The following is a 17,978-nucleotide window of genomic DNA, read 5'->3' as shown; positions in this document are numbered from 1 at the left end:
ACCCCATGGCGTTGCGTGTGGTCGGCGTCGACCCGGGACTGACCCGTTGTGGTTTGGCCGTGGTCGACGTCGAACCCAACCGGCGGGCTTCCCTGGTTGATGTCACGGTGGTCGGCACGTCCCCGGACACCCCCTTGGATCAGCGCCTTCTGGCCATTGCCGAAGGCATCGACGCGTGGTTGGACCAGCATTGCCCCGACGTCCTCGCCGTCGAACGGGTCTTCAGCCAGCTCAATGTCAGCACGGTGATGGGCACCGCGCAGGCCTCGGGGATCGTCATTGTCGCCGCAGCCCGTCGCGGCATCCCGGTCGCCTTGCATACACCGACCGAGGTGAAGGCCGCTGTCACCGGAAGCGGACAGGCGAGCAAGGCAGCCGTGGGCAAGATGGTGGCGAAGATCCTTCGCCTCGCCGAGCCACCCAAACCTGCCGATGCCGCCGATGCCGCCGCCTTGGCCATTACGCACGGGTGGCGCGGTGCGGCCCCCGGCTCGCAGGCCTCCACCGGCGTGACTGCCGGTTCCAGCGGTTTGACCCCGGCGCAACGAGCCTGGGCTGCCGCCGAGGCAGCAACACGTCAACGAGGCTAACCGAGTCGCTGGGCCCGGAATCATAGGCCAGCAGGTAAGGTATTCGTAGATATGTTCGGATGCCGTGTTGCGGTCGCCGATACCAGGACGACGCCGGAGGAAGTCTTTTAATGATCAGTTCGCTTAAGGGTGTGGTGAGCCACGTGGCCCTCAACAGTGCCGTCATTGAGGTCTCAGGTTTCGGGATGCTCATCCAGGCCACCCCGCAGACCCTGTCCGGGCTGCACGTGGGCCGAGAGGCAGTAGTCCACACCTCGATGGTGGTCCGCGAGGACTCGATGACGCTCTTCGGATTTGCCGAAGCGGGGGAGCGCGAAGTCTTCGAGGTCCTGCTCTCCGTGGCAGGGATCGGTCCGCGGCTGGCGTTGGCGGTTTTGGCGGCCCATACTCCCGAAGACGTCAGGGTGGCCGCCTCGGACGGGGACGCCAAGGCTTTTTCCCGGGTTCCTGGAATCGGACCCAAGGGGGCCCAACGCATCGTCCTGGAGTTGGCCGGAAAGCTCACGCCCACGGGCGAATCCACCACGACACCGCAGGGTACCGCCCTGCCGGCGTGGAAGGACCAGGTGCTCCAGGCCTTGACCGGGTTGGGCTGGTCGGAAAAGGATGCCGAAAAGGCGGTGGTGGCCACCGAGAAGGCCGAACCCGGGCTCGTGGCCACCGGCCAGGTGGGCACCATCCTCAAATCCGTGTTGCGCGATCTCGGTCGTGGCGCCTCAACCGGCGGGCGATAGGCTAGAACCATGACCGAGAACCAGCAGATCACCGCCTCCACCTCGGAGCCGGAGGAGCGGGCGCTCGAGTCGGCACTGCGCCCGAAGAACCTCCATGACTTCGTGGGCCAACCCCGGGTCAGGCAACAACTATCCCTGGTCCTGGAAGCCTCGCGGATCCGCGAACGGGCAGCCGACCATGTTCTGCTCTCCGGCCCCCCAGGGCTGGGCAAGACCACGTTGGCCATGATCATCGCAGCAGAAATGAACGCCCCGCTGCGCATCAGCTCCGGTCCCGCCATTCAACATGCCGGGGACCTGGCAGCCATCCTCTCCTCGCTGACCGAAGGCGAGGTGCTATTTTTGGATGAGATCCACCGCATGAGCCGTCCAGCCGAAGAAATGCTGTACATGGCCATGGAGGACTTCCGGGTGGATATTGTTGTGGGCAAGGGGGCAGGGGCCACGGCGATCCCCCTGGAAATCCCGTCCTTCACTCTCGTCGGGGCCACCACACGCGCCGGCCTGCTGCCCGGGCCCTTACGCGACCGGTTCGGCTTCACCGGACATTTGGAGTTCTACGCGACCGAGGAACTCGAATTGGTGTTGCGGCGTTCAGCGATGCTCATGGATATGTCAGTTAATTCCGCTGCCTTCGCCGAGATTGCCCTGCGTTCGCGGGGAACACCCCGTATTTCCAACCGCCTGCTCCGCCGTGTCCGTGACTGGGCTCTGGTCCACGGGATTGAGCAGATCGACGCCCGGACCGCCTCCGCGGCACTGGACATGTATGAGGTCGACTCCAGGGGGCTGGACCGGATGGACCGCAACGTCCTTGAAGCCCTGTGCACCAAGTTCGGTGGCGGACCGGTGGGCCTGTCGACCCTGGCCATCGCCGTGGGACAGGAAATGGAAACGGTGGAGACCGTTGCCGAGCCTTTCCTGGTGCGGGAGGGCCTCCTGGGGCGCACGCCACGCGGGCGAATCGCCATGCCGGCCGCCTGGGAACATCTGGGGTTGGCCGTGCCGGCCCAAGCGGTTCAATACGATACCCCGGGCGGCCAATTCGGCCGTCAGGACTCCACGGAGAACCCCTCAGCCAGCTGATGCGTCATGCCGGGAAGGGGCCAACAGTCACGGAACGTCCAGAATAGGCCTATACAATAGTGTCTTGCCCTCCGTGGACGTTGTCGAAAACGTGCGCGGAAGTCCCCGGAACAGAAACAGGTAGTAACTCTTGACCTCCACCGTATTCGCTCAGGCGGGTCAGCCCGCGGGCTTCGACCCGATGACCCTGATCCTCATTTTGGCTTTTGCGTTCCTCATCTTCATGATGTTCCGCGGACGCAAGAAGGCGCAGAAGAAGCAGCAAGAGCTGCGTTCGCAGCTGAGCGTTGGCTCCGAAGTGATGACCAACTTCGGCCTGTTCGGAACGGTGGTGGGGATCGACACCGACGATAATAAGGTCATTCTGGAAATCTCCCCCGGAACCACCGCCACGGTCCACGCCCAGGCCATCGCCAAGGTCGTTCCCGTCGCTGAGTCAGGCAATGACGCCGGTGTCCCGATGGACGATGCCGAGGCACCCGCCGGAGAAACTCCCGAGGAGACCCTGCGCCGGCTTGATGGCGAAGGCAAGAACCCGAACGACTAGATGCATCGCGGCGTCGGCCTCCCCTGGGGGCCGACGCCGCGTTCTGCCGTACTCCGACGTCCTTGAGCGACGTCTTGAGCAGGAAGTCCCATAATGAAGAACACTGGCCCGATCAAACACGCGCGCCGCGCGCTGTTGTGGCTCGGCATCATGATCATCGCCCTTTCGGCAGTGTTGATCAGCGGCGTCGCAACCCAGCAATCGACCTTCTCCCCGAAGCTTGCCCTGGACTTGGAGGGCGGCACACAGATGATCCTGTCCCCGAAGGTCCAAGGGGACCAGGAGATCAACCAGGAACAGCTGGATCAAGCGGTGAAGATCATTCGCCAGCGTGTTGACGGTTCCGGTGTCTCCGAAGCGGAGATCACCACCCAGTCGGGTCGCAACGTCGTGGTCTCCATGCCGGGATCCCCGGATGAAAAGACCCGCGAACTGATCCAAGCCTCGGCGAACATGGAGTTCCGCCCGGTGATCGCTGCTGGTACGTGGGAGGCCACCCCCAAGGCTGAGCGCACCAAGAAGGCCGACCTGCCCCAGCCCACGGCCAAGCCGAAGAACGGCTCGGATGAGAACTGGATCGACGCCAAGTTGATGAAGAAGTTCGAGGCCTACGACTGCGCGGATGAAACCACGAAGTCCAATATCGAGAACGGCGATCCCGACGTTCCGATGATTTCCTGCGATCCCAACCAGCAGGCCAAATACATTTTGGGGCCCGTCGCCATTCCCGGAACCGATATCGCCGATGCCACCTCAGGGATGTCGACCTCAGATCAGGGGTTCAACACCGGCAAATGGGTCGTCAACCTCGAGTTCAACTCGGATGGTGCCAAGAAGTTCGGTGAAGTCACCAAACGTCTGGTTGCCATGCAGGGACCCCAGCACCAATTCGCCGTCGTCCTGGATGGCCAAGTCCTCACCGCCCCGACCGCCAATGCGCAGATCGGCAACGGCAAAGCGGAAATCAGTGGCAACTTCACCGAGGAATCCTCCAAGGCTCTCGCCGAGAAGCTCAAGTACGGTGCACTTCCGATCAGCTTCGAGATTCAGTCCGACCAACAGATTTCTGCGACCCTGGGCTCCGACCAACTGCGGATGGGCCTGATCGCCGGCATCATCGGTTTGGCCCTGGTCGCTGTCTACTCCTTCTTCCAGTACCGCCTGCTGGGTCTGGTCACCATCGTTTCCCTCCTGGTGGCGGGCGTGCTGACCTATCTGGCCATCGTCCTACTGGGGTGGGCGCAAAACTATCGGCTCTCCCTGGCCGGCATTGCCGGCATCATCGTCGCCATCGGACTCACAGCGGACTCGTTCATCGTGTACTTCGAGCGGGTCCGTGACGAACTCCGTGATGGCAGAAGTCTGCCGTCAGCCGTGGAAACCGGGTGGAAGCGCGCCAAACAGACGGTCATCGCCTCCAAGGCGGTCAACCTGTTGGCCGCCGTCGTGCTCTATGTCGTGGCCGTGGGCAACGTGAAGGGCTTCGCCTTCACCCTGGGCCTGACAGCGATCGCCGACCTCATCGTCGTGTTCCTGTTCACCCACCCCATGCTGCAGATTCTGGCCCAAACCCGGTTCTTCGGCGAAGGACACCGCCTCTCCGGTTTGGATCCGTCGCTCTTGGGCGCCGAACCGCTCTATAAGGGGGCCGGACGGATCAGGGAATTCCGACCGACACCCAGCGCGGCCAAACGAAATGCCGGTGCCTCCAAGGAAGCCGTCCGACGGCAGACCATCGCCGAACGTAAGCAAGCCGCATCGCGGTCCACGGACTCCCAGTCAGTCGCGACGAAGGAAGACGATAATGCCTAATCTCGCAACATGGGGCAACGAGCTCTATACGGGTAAGAAGTCCTACCCGTTCATCGCCAAACGCAAACTCTGGTTTTCCATTGCTGCCGTGCTGGTCCTGGCCTCGATCATCCTTCCGATCGCCAAGGGCGGATTCAACCTGGGCATCGAGTTCAGCGGTGGATCCGAATTCACGATCTCGCAAGTTAAACACACCGACCCCAAGGTCGGCGAAGAGGCCATCAAGGCCATCGCCCCCGACCACGCGCCGACCGTCACGAACATCGCCGCCAACACCATGCGGGTCCAGACCGAGCGACTGACCAACGAGCAGACCCTCAAGGCCGGTGACGCCTTGGCGGATGCCTATGGGGTCTCCGACTCCGAGGTGACCTCCTCCTTCGTGGGGCCTTCCTGGGGCGCCGACGTGTCCAAACAGGCACTGTTGGGCCTGATCGCGTTCGTCGTTCTGGTAGCCCTGTTGATGGCGGTGTACTTCCGCACCTGGAAGATGTCGCTGGCAGCAATCATCGGGTTGTTCACGGTGGTGATCATCACCGCCGGGATCTACGCCCTCTCGGGCTTCGAAGTCACCCCCAGTGCGATCATCGGCTTCCTGACGATCCTGAGTTATTCGCTCTATGACACCGTGGTGGTCTTCGACAAGATCCGGGAAAACACCGCGCATACGTTCGAACAAACGGATCGGACCTATATTGAGCACATCAACCTCGCGGTGAACCAGACACTGGTCAGGTCAATCAACACCTCGGTCGTCGCCGTGCTCCCGGTGGGCTCGATCCTGTTCATCGGTTCCTACCTCTTGGGGGCCGGCACGTTGAAGGACCTCTCGTTGGCACTGTTCGTCGGCATCATCGTGGGCACCTTGTGCACCGTCTTCATCCAGGCACCGCTCTACGCTGTCCTGCGTCACGGTGAGGCCGATGTGCGCGAACACAATAAGAAGGTTTTGGCCAAACGCGGGGCAGACCTGCATTCCCAGGCGGCCACCGCCGGCTGACTCGTCATCCCCGGGACGCCAAAGTGACGGCAGAGGCCCGCGGGTGCTATAACCTTGAGGAACGGAGGGGCCACGGGCGGTTAGCTGCTCGTGGCCTCCCCGTCACCCAGGCCCCGGAAGCGTAGTGCGAACCGGGTACAGCGAGAGGACCTGCCATGGCGGAACCCACAGCCCGGGCAGCGAACGACGCGGCCGATCAGCCGGCGGAGCCGGCGACACCGCCGCCGGCAGCCCGCCGCCGCGGAGGGACCATGTCACGGCTGGCCCGTTTCGCCGGTCGCAGTACCTCGGGACAGCCGCCCATCCTGGAGCCCTTGCTACGTACCGTGAGGGCGAATAGCCCGCGCGAGGATCTGGATCTGATCACTCGTGCCTTCACCGTGGCCGAACGCTGCCATGAGAATCAGAAACGCAAAAGCGGCGATCCCTACATCACCCATCCGGTGGCCGTCGCCACCATTCTGGCCGAAATGGGCATGACCGGAAGCACGCTCGCGGCGGCATTGCTCCATGACACGGTCGAAGATACCGACTATTCATTGGAGGACCTGGCCCGCGAATTCGGTGACGAGGTAGCCATGCTCGTCGATGGGGTCACCAAGCTGGACAAGGTCCAGTTCGGTGACGCAGCCCAAGCCGAAACAGTTCGCAAAATGGTCATTGCCATGGCCCGTGACATTCGGGTCCTGCTGATCAAACTCGCCGACCGACTGCATAACGCCAGAACCTGGCGCTACGTCTCACCCGAGTCCAGTGCCAAGAAGGCCCGCGAAACCCTGGAAATCTTCGCCCCTCTGGCTCACCGGCTGGGCATGAACACGATCAAATGGGAACTTGAGGACCTCTCCTTCGCGGCCTTGCACCCGAAGGTCTATGAGGAAATTGTCCGCATGGTGGGGGACAGGACCCCGGAACGGGAAAAGTACCTCTCAACCGTCCGGACGCTGATCGGCGAGGACCTGCATCAGGCCCGCATCCGGGCGACCATTACCGGCCGGCCCAAACACTATTATTCGATTTACCAGAAGATGGTGGTGCGCGGGAAGGAGTTCGACGACATCCACGATCTGATGGGTGTCCGCGTTCTGGTCGATTCCGTGCGCGAATGCTATGCAACCTTGGGTACCCTGCATGCCCGCTGGAACCCCCTGCCCGGGCGTTTCAAGGACTACATTGCGATGCCGAAATACAATATGTATCAGTCGCTGCACACCACCGTCGTGGGGCCCGATGGAAAACCCATCGAGATCCAGATCCGCACCCACGACATGCACCGGCGGGCCGAATACGGGATCGCCGCCCACTGGAAGTACAAGTCGGGTGCCGCCAAAACCAAGGCCGTCGGCCAGGACGGTCAGGACCTCAACTGGCTCCGCAGTGTCATGGACTGGCAGCAGGAAACCCGTGACCCCAGCGAGTTCTTGGACTCGTTGCGCTTCGAGATCAACGCGGCAGAGGTCTTCGTCTTCACCCCCAAGGGCGAGGTGATGGCCCTTCCTGCCGGGTCCACTCCCGTGGACTTCGCCTACGCCGTCCACACCGAGGTCGGCCACCGCACCATCGGCGCCCGGGTCAACGGCAAACTCGTCCCCCTGAACAGCGAACTTCACCACGGGGACTGGGTGGAGGTCTTCACCTCCAAGGCCGAAGGCGCCGGCCCCAGCCAGGACTGGCAGGGGTTCGTCAAGAGTCCGCGGGCACGGAACAAGATCCGCCAATGGTTCACCAAGGAACGCCGCGAAGAGGCCATCGATAAGGGCAAGGACCAGCTCACGAAGGCGCTGCGCAAGAATAACTTGCCGCTGCAAAAACTGATGACGCACGATACGCTCACCGCCGTCGCGCAGCAGTTGCGGCATTCCGATATCGCCGCCATGTACGCGGCGGTAGGTGACGGGCACACCTCGGCACAGAACGTCATCGAACATCTGCAGGCCCTGGTGGGGCCGACCCACCCGCATGAAGCCGACTTCGACGAGACCCCCTCGTTCACCCCCGGCACCACACGACAGACCCATGATGCCGGGGTGGTGGTCGCCGGGGCAGGGGATGTGATGGCCAAACTGGCCCGCTGCTGCACACCGGTGCCACCGGATGCCATCCGTGGTTTCGTCACCCGGGGTTCGGGGATTTCGGTGCACCGCGCTGACTGCGCGAATCTGCAGGCGCTGGGCGATCAGGCCGAACGGCTGGTCGACGTCAGGTGGGCTCCCACACAATCCAGCGTGTTCCTCGTGGAGATCCAAGCTGAGGCGCTGGACCGAAAATCGTTGCTCTCCGATGTCACCAAGGTGCTCTCGGATAATCAGGTCAACATTCTCTCGGCCAGTGTGGTGACCGGCAAGGACCGGGTAGCGACCTCCAGGTTCTCCTTCGAGATGGGTGATCCCAAATATCTGAATCACGTCTTGAACGCGGTCCGAAGGATCGATGGTGTCTACGACGTCTACCGGACCTCCGAAGGGCGACGCCGCAAATAGGCGGGGACGGTGGGTGCCCGGAACCTCATCGGGGCACGGCAGCCAGCGACGGCAACCCCTGGACCAGATCCCAGGCCGCACGTTTGCCAGGTCGGCGCCCTGTGGCTTCGATGGCGGCCAACAGTTCATCCCGAGTGCAGGCACCGCTGCGCGCAGCGATCAGGCGGCTGATGACCCGGCGCGCCACTGCCGGTTCACTATGGAAGGCAAGATCCAGTCCCGTGCGGATCGGTGTTGTCACCGGCATCCTGAAACGTTCATCGACCTCCGTCGGCTCGAGCACGCACTCATGGAGCGCCAGCCGCACCTGACCACGGTGCAACGGGATGCGGTGGAACCTGGAGACCAGCAGTTCAAGGGTGTCCGGTGCCGGGTGGAAACCATGGACCCAGGCCGCAGTCAGCCGCCCGATGACGGCGACCTCCAGGAGCCGTGGGCCGGCGAGGGTGGCCACCGCGGTGGCGCGTAACCCCGGGGTGTCCTCGACGACGGAGCAGACGAAGGTTCCGGGCAGTACCTGACGGATAACCCCCTCATGCGAGAGCACCATCAGCTCTGGTGTGGCGAAGGGTCTGCCCGGTTGCAGGAGCACGGTGCCGTGGGTTGCCTCGGTGGGATCGATCATGAACCAACTGTGGCAAAGGGCTACCGAGAACAAAAGGGCCGGGTACCAGTCTGTGGATACTGGTGCCCGGCCCTTCAGCGTTCCGTCCTGGTGCCTCGGAAACCGCCCGGGGTCACGAGGCGCTAGCTACGCGTGGGAGCCTACTCGAAGTCCTGAGCAGATTCCTGCAGTGTTTCGAACCAGGCGCGACGGGCCGACAGGGCTTCCTCCGCCTTCTTGATCCGGCGGTCGTCCCCCGAAGCCCGAGCGGTTTCGAGTTCGGACTCCAGCTCGGCGATGGTGTCCTCGAGTTGGGTGAGCATGCTGTTGGAGCGGGCCTTGGTCTCCGGGTTGGAGCGGCGCCATTTCTCATCCTCGGCGCCACGCAGGGCATCCTCGACCGTGCGCATCCCGCCTTCCATGCGTTGCATGGCCGAACGCGGCACCTTGCCGGCAGCCTCCCACCGATCTCGGATCGGTTCGAAGGCCTTCTTGGCAGCTGCCAGATCCTTGATCGGCAGCAGCGCGCGGGCCTCGGCGAGGATCTTCTCCTTGACGGTGAGGTTCTCCTCGAATTCCTGGTCCAGCTCCTCGTTGGCCTGCGAACGGGCGTTGAAGAAGACGTCCTGGGCGGCGCGGAAGCGAGCCCAGAGGGCGTCGTCGTCCTTACGGGAGGCCCGCTTGGAGGCCTTCCACTCATCCATCAGCCGGCGGTATTCACCTGCGGTCTGTCCCCAGTCGGTAGAACCCGAGAGGGCTTCGGCGCGGGAGATCAAATCTTCCTTGACGCGTTTGGCTTCGGAGTTATCCGCATCAAGTCGCGAGAAGAAAGCACGACGGTGACGGTCAAAGGTGGTCCTGGCCCCACGGAATCGCTTCCACAGGCCATCTTCGGTGGAACGGCCCAGACGAGGACCGTTCTTCTGGGCTGTCTTCCACAGCTCGAAGAGCTCGTTCATCCGGTTGCTGCCCTGTTTCCATTGGACAGTGGCCGGGTCCTGGGCGGCGAGTTCCTCGGCTTCGACGACGATCGCCTCCCGGGCCGCCAATTCGCGGGCCCGGTTCTCTTCCTGCGTCTTGCGTTCCGCTTTCTGGCGCTCGGCGACTTCCTGACGGGCAGCGTCCAAACGGGTCTGCAGGGCCACCAAATCCCCGACCATGATCCGTTCGGTGACCAGCTGCTGCAGGTGGTCGAGAGTCTTATTCATATCCGTCGAGGGGGCGTGGGCGGCCACGCGTTGTTCCAGCAGCAACAGCTGGCTGACGACGTCGTCGTGTTTGCGCACGAAATAGGCGAGCGCTTCGGCAGGTGTGGCGTCAGGGTACTGGCCGACGGGGAATTCTTCGCCCTCGACGATGACGAAGACATGGCCGTCATCGGTGACGCGGCTGAACTTCGCTGCTTCGTCGAGATCGCTGCTATAGGCCGGGGGAGCGGGGACCACCGGGGCCGCCTTGGCGGATTGTGGTCCTGCCGGCGGACGGGGCATGGCAGCGGGGGTGGGGACCGGGCGCGGGGAGGCCGTCGGCTTGGGAGCCGCCGTCGACTTCGGGGACGCGTCGTCCGCCGAGGCTTCCTGGGTTTCGGTTTCGGCCTCAGGAGCTTGGGGTGCCGCCGTTTCGGGTTCGGGGATCGGCGCTTCCTGCGCCGTGGCTTGCTGCTCGGAGGCTTGCTCGGGGGTGCCTACTGGCGCGCCGCTGGTTGACTCGTCGGGCTGGCCTGCGTTGTCGTCGGATTGCGTGGAGCTGTTCACCGCTAAAACTCTTTCGTTCGGAGTCGGTCCGGAAGTTCCCCGGAACCCTGTGTTTCCCCCGTAACTCTACCGAGTCAGTGCTGCAACAAGGTAGTTTGCCGCGGACCGGGTCGCGATGGCGGCATCGAACGGCATAGAATCGTGCGGTTACCTCCCGGACCCACGCACGCCGTTGCGACGCCATCCGTGAGGGCAGCATCCCACCATCCCCGCGAAGGAGTCTTCACCCCTATGGCACGCAAGGCCTCATTGTCAGGTTTCCCCGAGTGGCTACCCAACGAACGCCTCGTGGAGCTCCATGTTCTGGACAGCCTGCGGCGCAGCTTTGAACTCCATGGGTTCAGCAATATTGAAACCCGGGCCGTGGAAACCGTGGGGCAGCTGCTGCGCAAAGGCGAAATCGATAAGGAGGTCTACGGACTCTCCCGGCTCCAGAACGACGACGGCGAGGCCACCGGTGCCGACCCCAACGCGCTGGCTCTGCACTTCGACCTGACCGTGCCCTTCGCCCGCTACGTGGTGGAGAACGCCGGGCACCTGGCGTTCCCTTTCCGCAGATACCAAATCCAGAAGGTCTGGCGCGGGGAACGCCCCCAGGATGGCAGGTTCCGTGAATTCACCCAGGCGGATATCGACGTCGTCGGCGACGGAGCGCTGCCCTTCCGCTACGACGTAGAGCTGGCCCTGGTCATTGCCGACGCGCTCAGCGAGCTGCCGATCGGTGATTTCACCGTGCGGGTGAACAACCGCAAACTAGCCGAGGGCTTCTACCTCGGCCTGGGGATAGAAGATACCGCCGGCGTCCTGCGCAGCATCGACAAACTCGAGAAGATCGGCCCCGAGAAGGTGGCTGAGGCCCTGATCAATGACATCGGCACCACCGCAGAGCAAGCCCGTGCCGCTTTGGCTTTGGCCTCCATCCGCACCACCGACACCTCTTTCGTTGAACAGGTCAGGGCGCTGGGGGTGGAGCACGAACTGCTTGAAGAGGGCCTGAACGAATTGGCCGAAGTCATCGACGTCGCCACCAGCCGGGCCCCCGGCCGGGTCGTGGCAGACCTGTCGATTGCCAGGGGTCTGGATTATTACACCGGCACCGTCTACGAAACGGTGCTCGTCGGTCACGAAAAGCTCGGTTCCATCTGCTCCGGCGGCCGTTATGAATCGTTGGCCTCCAAGGGCAACCGCACTTTCCCCGGCGTCGGCCTGTCCATCGGTGTTAGTCGACTGGTCTCCCGGATGCTCGCCGACGGTGGCCTGAAGGCTACCCGGGACGTTCCCAGCGCCGTGCTCGTCGCCCTGAACGACGACGCTTCCTGGTACCCCGCCCAGGATGTTGCCGCCGCTCTGCGCGAACGCGGTATTGCGGTGGAGGTCGCCGCGCGGGCAGAGAAGTTCGGTAAGCAGATCCGCTATGCGGATCGACGCGGGATCCCCTACGTCTGGTTCATCTCGGAGGAAGGCACCCACGAGGTCAAGGACATTCGTTCCGGCGAGCAGGTGGTGGCCGACCCGCAGGCATGGACGCCTCCAATCGAAGACTTGCAGCCGGGAATCACCACCTCCTGACCGTTCAGGGCGCCCCGGCCACCGCTCCAGGTTGCCGGGGGGCCCGTCACTGCCGGTAAACTCGATCAATACCCGTAATTGAACCAACGCGTGCCGGGCCCGGGGACCCCTGGGAGCACGCGAGGAACCCCTCGAAAGGACTTCAGTGCTGCGCACTCACGACTTGGGCACGCTCAGGGCCGAACACATCGGACAATCCGTCACCCTGGCCGGTTGGGTAGCCCGCCGCCGGGACCATGGAGGGGTTGCCTTCTTGGATCTGCGCGATGCCTCGGGTGTGGCCCAGATCGTGGTCCGCGACGAAGCCGACTTCCACTCCCTGCGCAACGAATTCGTCCTGCAGATCGTCGGGACGGTCGAACGTCGCCCCGACGGAAACGAGAATCCTGCCCTCGCCAGCGGCGAGATCGAGGTGCTGGCGGACTCCGTCGTCGTCCTGAACACCTCGGCGCCGCTGCCGTTCCAGATCGACGAGCACGTCGAGGTCGGCGAGGAGGCACGTCTGCGCCACCGGTACCTGGACTTGCGCCGTCCGGGCCCCCACGCGAACATCCGCCTGCGCTCCGAGGTCAACCGGGCGGCCCGTGAACTGTTGCACGACCAGGGCTATGTCGAGATCGAAACCCCGACCCTGACCCGTTCCACCCCCGAAGGCGCCCGCGACTTCCTGGTGCCGGCCCGTCTGGCACCCGGCTCCTGGTATGCGCTGCCGCAGTCCCCGCAGCTGTTCAAGCAGCTACTCCAGGTCGGTGGTTTCGAGAAGTACTACCAGATTGCCCGTTGCTACCGTGATGAGGACTTCCGGGCCGACCGCCAGCCGGAATTCACCCAGCTGGATATCGAAGCTTCCTTCGTGGAGCAGGATGACATCATCGCCCTGGGCGAAAAGATCGTCAGCGCCGTCTGGAACCTCATCGACGTGGAGGTGCCCACCCCCATCGCCCGGATGACCTACGCCGACGCGATGCAGAAGTACGGGTCGGATAAACCGGATCTGCGTTTCGGTTTGGAACTGACCGAGCTGAAGGATTTCTTCAAGGACACCACCTTCCGGGTCTTCCAGGCACCCTACGTCGGTTCCGTAGTGATGCCCGGCGGGGCTTCGCAGCCGCGCCGGACCTTGGACGCCTGGCAGGAATGGGCCAAGCAGCGCGGTGCCAAGGGTCTGGCCTACGTCCTGGTCCAGGAGGACGGTTCACTGACCGGGCCCGTGGCCAAGAACCTGACCGATGTCGAGCGGGAGAACCTTGCCACCACTGTTGGCGCCAACCCCGGGGACTGCATCTTCTTCGCCGCCGGGTCGGCTTCCGAATCACGGGCACTACTCGGCGCGGCCCGTGTGGAGATTGGGCACCGCACCGGTTTGATCAAGGAAGGCGACTGGGCCTTCGTCTGGATCGTGGACGCCCCGATGTTCGAATCCGCGGCAGCAGCCGTGGCCTCCGGCGATGTCGCCGTCGGTGCCGGGCAGTGGACCGCTGTGCACCACGCCTTCACCTCCCCGAAGCCTGAATTCATGGACACCTTCGATGAGGACCCGGAGAACGCCCTCTCCTACGCCTATGACATTGTCTGCAACGGCAATGAGCTCGGCGGCGGGTCCATCCGTATCCACCAGCGCGATGTCCAGGAACGCGTCTTCAAGATGATGGGTCTGGATGAGGAATCCGCGCAGTCGAAGTTCGGCTTCCTGCTGGACGGCTTCAAATACGGTGCCCCGCCCCATGGCGGCATCGCCTTCGGCTGGGACCGTGTGGTGCAGCTGCTCACCGGTACCGATTCGATCCGCGACGTCATCGCCTTCCCGAAGACCGGCGGCGGATTCGACCCGCTGACCCAGGCCCCGGCGTCGATTACCGCGCAGCAGCGCAAGGAGGCCGGCGTCGACGCGAAGCCCGAGCCGAAGAAGGCCGAAAAGGCGGAGCAAAAGGACGAGTCGGCGACCGACGCCTCCTAGCCCGAAGCTGCCGGCCCGGAAGAGCCCCATGAAAATCACCGCCGATCAGCGGATCGCAGCTGTCCTGGACGGGGACCGTCTGGCCTCTACCGGCCGCGGCCTCGTCCAGCTGCTGATCGTCAGCGTGGGCATCATGATCGTGATTCTCGGTGTGCGCATGGGGTTCGGGGACGGCTGGACCCAGCCGTCCTTCAGCGGACCGGCGGTGCTGCTCTTCCCGGTGGTCACCGTCGCCTTGGGGCTGGCCTATGCTGCCTGGACCGGACGGACCCGGGGACGACTCTCGCTTTCGGTGGTGTTGGGGATCCTTGCGGTGATCCTGCTGGCCGGCGGAATCACGCTGGTCAGCCAGCTGCCCGAGAATGTGTTCCCCGGCCCACCGAACTGGGTACTGCCCGTGGCCGGATCCCTGATCCTGACGTTCGGTATCATCCTCGGGGACGGGGCCGGACGTCGACTGGCCGATGAGGCTGGTTGGGGCTCGGCGACGTGGTTCCACCGGGTCGAGTCCTTGCTGCGCGGACGCTACTGCTTCACCGCGGCCGAGGCCCGTGCAGCGGTGGCCCGGGAACAATCCGTCGGGCCCGCAGCGGCAGCGTCCAACCACCCTGTCGGCTCAGCTGACAACCATGAAATCCATGCGGCACGTTTGGCGACAGGGCACCGGCCCTCCATCCGACGTTCCGTCCGCAGGAACCGCTTCGCCTGGCTGGCCGCCGCGGTGGCTTGGGGTGTATTGGTGGGTGTTCCTGCGATGGTGTCCGGGGAATGGTTCTCCGTTTTCGCCATCATGACGGGCGTGGTGTGGCTGCTGTTTTTGGGTGTCACGGGCGCCAGATGCCGCCCGAGTCAGCTTGCTGGTGCCGACAGGGCCCTGGAACACCAGCGCTCACTAGTCATGAGGAAAATCGACGCGGCCTCCGTGGCTGACACTGCCGGTTCTTAGGTCGATGCTCGTCCCGGGCGGTCACGGTCCACCGTGGTGATCAACCGGGCAGATCCGTCGTATCGACCACGAGGGTAAAGGGGCCGGAGTTCACGAGGGAAACATCCATCTGCTCGCCGAAGACCCCGTGCTCGACCCGTGCGCCGAGGGCGCGAAGAGTGGCCATGAACTCCTCATAGAGCGGTTCGCTGATCGCCCGTGGTGCCGCAGCCGACCAGCCTGGTCTGCGCCCCTTGCGTACCTCACCGTAGAGGGTGAATTGGCTGACCACCAGCAATGGTGCGTCGATATCGGAACAGGACTTTTCCTCCTCGAGCATCCTCAGACGCCAGATCTTTGACGCCAGGGTCGCCGCCTCCGCTGCGGTGTCGGTGCCCGTAACGCCCAGCAGCACCATCAGCCCGGGTTCGTTGATGGCTGCGACTTCCTGGCCTCGGACCTCAACCGAGGCCTTGCTGACCCGTTGTACGACTGCCTTCACACCGTTGCCCTTCGCTCGTACGACATCACCCATCAACCGTAGCGGTCCCCGGGGCGCCGGCGTGCGGGGACTAGGCTGGATGGGTGAACGATTTGTTGAGTCCACTGGATGACGACTCCGAGGACGAGCCAGGCCACGGTTCCTCCCGTCCACGGCCGCCCCTGGCAGTACGTATGCGTCCGCAGACGGTGGCGGAACTGGTTGGACAGCAACATCTACTCAAACCCGGATCGCCGCTGCGTCAACTGGCTGGGGTCGATGGTCCAGGCCCCTCCGGTCCGGCGAGCGTCATCCTCTGGGGCCCACCGGGAACCGGTAAGACCACGATCGCCCATGTCATTGCCCGGGCTCCGGGGCGGCGCTTCGTTGAACTCAGCGCCATCACCGCGGGGGTCAAAGACGTCCGCCGGGTTATGGACCGGGCGTTGACTGACAGGGATCTGAACCGGATCACCACCGTATTGTTCTTGGATGAGATCCACCGCTTCACCAAAGCCCAACAGGACGCCCTGCTACCGGGAGTAGAGAACCGGTGGGTGGTCCTCATCGCCGCCACCACCGAGAACCCGTCCTTCTCGGTGATTTCCCCGCTGCTCTCACGTTCCCTGCTGCTGACGTTGCAGCCTCTGGAAGAAGAGGACATTCGCGATCTCGTTCTCCGCGCCGTGGAGGACCCCCGCGGGCTGGACGGGACCGTGTCCCTGGAACCTGCGGCACTGGATCATCTGGTCCGGCTCAGTGGGGGAGATGCCCGGCGCGCGTTAACGGCGTTGGAAGCGGCAGCCGGTGTTGCCTGGGGCGAAGCCAGCGGGAACGATGATTCGTCGGCGAACGACGGCGCTGTCCCGGACCAGGAGAGGGAAGGGGCTCCCTCACCGATCCCCGTGAATACTTCCCACGCGGAGCGGGCCATGGATGCTGCCGTCCAGCGTTACGACCGGGCCGGGGACCAGCATTACGACGTGATCAGTGCGTTCATCAAATCCATCCGCGGGTCCGACGTGGATGCCTCGTTGCACTATCTGGCGAAAATGATCGAGGCGGGGGAGGACCCGCGCTTCATTGCCCGCAGAATCATGATCAGTGCCTCAGAGGACATCGGCATGGCCGACCCGACGGCCCTGCAGAGCGCGGTCGCTGCGGCCCAGGCGGTACAACTGATCGGCATGCCCGAGGGGCGAATCATTCTGGGCCAAGCGGTGGTCCATCTGGCAACCGCCCCCAAATCCAATGCTTCCTATCAGGCGATCAACGCAGCAATTTCCGATGTGAGGGCCGGCCGCGGCGAGGGGATCCCTGTCCATCTGCGTGATGCGCACTATCCCGGCGCAGGACAACTCGGCCACGGCAAGGGGTACGTCTACTCGCATGATGCCCCGCATTCGATTGCCGAACAGCAGTACGCCCCCGATGATCTGGTGGGTCGCGATTACTATGCGCCCACGGCCAATGGCAGCGAACGCGGTATCGGTGAAAGGTTGCAGCGGATCCGCAGGATCATCCGCGGACGTTGAGGCCACCGGGCGAAGCGTGGGAACAATAACCCTTCTACTACCGACGAGTAGGTGCCACACTGGCCCCAAGGCCGCTTGGCCGGCAGGGGGACGGGCGGAATCGAGCTTGTGCCGATAGGAGGGTTCCTTGGCTACCTACGAATACGCCACCGACGAGACGACGGTCCTCGCCCCGCGGGTTGTGCCGGTGTCCAAGGGACGCATCGTCGTCACGTGGATTACCTCCACCGACCACAAGGTCATCGGCTACATGTACCTGATCGCCTCGTTCACCTTCTTCTGCATCGGCGGCATCATGGCGCTGTTGATGCGTTCCGAGTTGTGGGAACCGGGTATGCAGATCATGCAGACCAAGGAACAGTACAACCAGCTGTTCACCATGCACGGCACCATCATGCTGCTCATGTTCGCCACCCCGCTGTTCGCCGGCTTCACCAACGTCATCATGCCCCTGCAGCTGGGTGCCCCCGACGTTGCCTTCCCCCGACTGAATGCCCTGGCCTTCTGGTTCTTCCTCTTCGGTTCCACCATTGCCATGGCCGGCTACATCACCCCGCAAGGTGCCGCGGCCTTCGGGTGGTTCGCTTACGCCCCACTGTCGAACACCACGTTCAGTCCGGGTGTCGGTGGTGACCTCTGGGTCTTCGGGCTGGCGCTGTCGGGCTTCGGCACCATCCTGGGTGCGGTCAACTTCATCACGACCGTGATTTGTCTGCGCGCCCCGGGGATGACCATGTGGCGCATGCCGATCTTCACCTGGAACGCCCTGATCACTTCGCTGCTGATCCTCATGGCCTTCCCCCCATTGGCTGCCGCCCTCTTTGCCCTCGGTGCCGACCGACGATTCGGTGCACATATCTACGACCCCGACGCCGGTGGCCCGATCTTGTGGCAACACCTCTTC

General features: G+C 63.8%; 15 protein-coding genes. 12 read left to right on the top strand and 3 right to left on the bottom strand.

The window, feature by feature from the left end; all coding sequences use genetic code 11:
* The first annotated feature begins 5 nt into the window (after nt 1-5).
* The 7 genes from ruvC (at nt 6) to CIK75_RS03455 (ending at nt 8,249) form a co-directional block, all read left to right on the top strand.
* Nucleotides 6-590 (top strand): crossover junction endodeoxyribonuclease RuvC, encoded by a 585-nt coding sequence (ruvC, locus tag CIK75_RS03485; protein ID WP_086996816.1) that lies wholly within the window; start codon nt 6-8, stop codon nt 588-590.
* Nucleotides 591-700: 110 nt separating this feature from the next.
* Complete coding sequence (gene ruvA / locus CIK75_RS03480; protein ID WP_096223228.1) at nt 701-1,324, top strand: Holliday junction branch migration protein RuvA; 624 nt, start codon at nt 701-703, stop codon at nt 1,322-1,324.
* A gap of 9 nt (nt 1,325-1,333) precedes the next feature.
* Entirely contained in the window at nt 1,334-2,410 is a 1,077-nt protein-coding gene (gene ruvB, locus CIK75_RS03475) for a Holliday junction branch migration DNA helicase RuvB (RefSeq protein WP_096223227.1), read from the top strand.
* Nucleotides 2,411-2,540: 130 nt separating this feature from the next.
* On the top strand, nt 2,541-2,957 hold the full coding sequence (gene yajC / locus CIK75_RS03470; protein WP_241895266.1) for a preprotein translocase subunit YajC: 417 nt from the start codon (nt 2,541-2,543) through the stop codon (nt 2,955-2,957).
* A 93-nt stretch (nt 2,958-3,050) separates the two neighbouring features.
* Entirely contained in the window at nt 3,051-4,769 is a 1,719-nt protein-coding gene (gene secD, locus CIK75_RS03465) for a protein translocase subunit SecD (RefSeq protein WP_086996808.1), read from the top strand.
* Nucleotides 4,762-5,769: a protein translocase subunit SecF gene (gene secF / locus CIK75_RS03460; RefSeq protein WP_086996805.1), complete on the top strand. Its 1,008-nt coding sequence runs from the start codon at nt 4,762-4,764 to the stop codon at nt 5,767-5,769. Before secD ends, secF begins: the two co-directional genes overlap by 8 nt.
* Nucleotides 5,770-6,020: 251 nt before the next feature.
* Nucleotides 6,021-8,249 (top strand): bifunctional (p)ppGpp synthetase/guanosine-3',5'-bis(diphosphate) 3'-pyrophosphohydrolase, encoded by a 2,229-nt coding sequence (locus CIK75_RS03455; protein WP_241895272.1) that lies wholly within the window; start codon nt 6,021-6,023, stop codon nt 8,247-8,249.
* A 25-nt stretch (nt 8,250-8,274) separates the two neighbouring features.
* Here CIK75_RS03455 and CIK75_RS03450 read toward each other — a convergent pair whose 3' ends face one another.
* Nucleotides 8,275-8,874, bottom strand: coding sequence for a type IV toxin-antitoxin system AbiEi family antitoxin (locus CIK75_RS03450; RefSeq protein WP_096223225.1), 600 nt, complete (start codon nt 8,872-8,874; stop codon nt 8,275-8,277).
* Between the two features lie 140 nt (nt 8,875-9,014).
* Entirely contained in the window at nt 9,015-10,607 is a 1,593-nt protein-coding gene (locus CIK75_RS03445) for a DUF349 domain-containing protein (protein WP_096223224.1), read from the bottom strand.
* 231 nt (nt 10,608-10,838) lie between these two features.
* Here CIK75_RS03445 and hisS point away from each other — a divergent pair, with 231 nt between their 5' ends.
* The 3 genes from hisS to CIK75_RS03430 all read left to right on the top strand — a co-directional run bounded on the left by hisS (nt 10,839) and on the right by CIK75_RS03430 (nt 15,079).
* Nucleotides 10,839-12,176 carry a histidine--tRNA ligase gene (gene hisS / locus CIK75_RS03440; RefSeq protein ID WP_096223223.1) on the top strand — a complete coding sequence of 446 codons (1,338 nt, stop codon included), beginning with the start codon at nt 10,839-10,841 and terminating at the stop codon, nt 12,174-12,176.
* Between the two features lie 145 nt (nt 12,177-12,321).
* The gene (gene aspS / locus CIK75_RS03435; protein ID WP_087000163.1) at nt 12,322-14,133 is read left to right on the top strand and encodes an aspartate--tRNA ligase; all 1,812 of its coding nucleotides are present in this window, start codon (nt 12,322-12,324) and stop codon (nt 14,131-14,133) included.
* A 28-nt stretch (nt 14,134-14,161) separates the two neighbouring features.
* Nucleotides 14,162-15,079: a hypothetical protein gene (locus CIK75_RS03430; protein WP_096223222.1), complete on the top strand. Its 918-nt coding sequence runs from the start codon at nt 14,162-14,164 to the stop codon at nt 15,077-15,079.
* 40 nt (nt 15,080-15,119) lie between these two features.
* On the opposite strand, the gene dtd is transcribed toward CIK75_RS03430, so the two are convergent.
* Nucleotides 15,120-15,560 carry a D-aminoacyl-tRNA deacylase gene (gene dtd / locus CIK75_RS03425; RefSeq protein WP_087000171.1) on the bottom strand — a complete coding sequence of 147 codons (441 nt, stop codon included), beginning with the start codon at nt 15,558-15,560 and terminating at the stop codon, nt 15,120-15,122.
* 83 nt (nt 15,561-15,643) lie between these two features.
* On the opposite strand from dtd, the gene CIK75_RS03420 reads away from it, so the two are divergent.
* Nucleotides 15,644-17,074, top strand: coding sequence for a replication-associated recombination protein A (locus CIK75_RS03420; RefSeq protein WP_241895265.1), 1,431 nt, complete (start codon nt 15,644-15,646; stop codon nt 17,072-17,074).
* A gap of 127 nt (nt 17,075-17,201) precedes the next feature.
* On the top strand, nt 17,202-17,978 hold a 777-nt coding region (locus CIK75_RS03415; protein WP_198962387.1), incomplete at its 3' end, for a cbb3-type cytochrome c oxidase subunit I.

The sequence above is a fragment of the Glutamicibacter sp. BW78 genome (assembly GCF_002332245.1).
Lineage (GTDB): Bacteria > Actinomycetota > Actinomycetes > Actinomycetales > Micrococcaceae > Arthrobacter_H > Arthrobacter_H rhombi_A.
Note: the sequence above shows the minus strand (reverse complement) of the source record. Positions and strands in the feature narration are given on the sequence as shown.

What these genes read in the sequence shown, in the direction of transcription:
- ruvC (WP_086996816.1), top strand. Translation starts at nt 6, where the DNA reads ATGGCGTTGCGTGTGGTCGGCGTCGACCCGGGACTGACCCGTTGTGGT.
- ruvA (WP_096223228.1), top strand. Translation starts at nt 701, where the DNA reads ATGATCAGTTCGCTTAAGGGTGTGGTGAGCCACGTGGCCCTCAACAGT.
- ruvB (WP_096223227.1), top strand. Translation starts at nt 1,334, where the DNA reads ATGACCGAGAACCAGCAGATCACCGCCTCCACCTCGGAGCCGGAGGAG.
- secD (WP_086996808.1), top strand. Translation starts at nt 3,051, where the DNA reads ATGAAGAACACTGGCCCGATCAAACACGCGCGCCGCGCGCTGTTGTGG.
- secF (WP_086996805.1), top strand. Translation starts at nt 4,762, where the DNA reads ATGCCTAATCTCGCAACATGGGGCAACGAGCTCTATACGGGTAAGAAG.
- CIK75_RS03455 (WP_241895272.1), top strand. Translation starts at nt 6,021, where the DNA reads ATGTCACGGCTGGCCCGTTTCGCCGGTCGCAGTACCTCGGGACAGCCG.
- CIK75_RS03450 (WP_096223225.1), bottom strand. Translation starts at nt 8,874, where the DNA reads ATGATCGATCCCACCGAGGCAACCCACGGCACCGTGCTCCTGCAACCG.
- hisS (WP_096223223.1), top strand. Translation starts at nt 10,839, where the DNA reads ATGGCACGCAAGGCCTCATTGTCAGGTTTCCCCGAGTGGCTACCCAAC.
- CIK75_RS03430 (WP_096223222.1), top strand. Translation starts at nt 14,162, where the DNA reads ATGAAAATCACCGCCGATCAGCGGATCGCAGCTGTCCTGGACGGGGAC.